1 protein-coding gene and 1 pseudogene are annotated in these 319 nt (G+C 63.9%); both read left to right on the top strand.

The features are described from left to right. Positions 1-181 (top strand): annotated as a pseudogene (locus tag ACK8OU_RS20550) (hypothetical protein); the annotation flags it as partial. Beyond that, a partial coding sequence (locus ACK8OU_RS20545; RefSeq protein ID WP_410305178.1) for a GIY-YIG nuclease family protein occupies positions 178-319 on the top strand: 142 nt, incomplete at its 3' end. The pseudogene ACK8OU_RS20550 and the gene ACK8OU_RS20545, both read left to right, overlap by 4 nt.

The following is a 319-nucleotide window of genomic DNA, read 5'->3' as shown; positions in this document are numbered from 1 at the left end:
TGAAGCGATGGCGGATCCTGAACACGAGCAGCACCAGCTCATGCTTGATTGGCAAGGTGAGCTGTTCGACCCCGAGGACATCGAAGAGCGCTGGATCTCGATGATCATCGAGAATTTCGCCGCCCGACGCCGCGGCCCGTTACAGCGCCATCGCGGCACGGCACGCAGGAAGCGGACATGACCGGTTTCGTCTATGTGCTCGGCAGCGCCACCGCACAGGGCTACCGCACCTATGTCGGCTGGACCCTCGACCTTGACAGCCGCCTCGTCCAGCACAATTCCGGCACCGGCGCGAAATCGACGCGCGGCCGTGCCTGGT

The sequence above is a fragment of the Pontitalea aquivivens genome, assembly GCF_046507575.1.
Lineage (GTDB): Bacteria > Pseudomonadota > Alphaproteobacteria > Rhodobacterales > Rhodobacteraceae > Pontitalea > Pontitalea aquivivens.
This window is presented reverse-complemented; position numbering and strand designations above follow the sequence as displayed.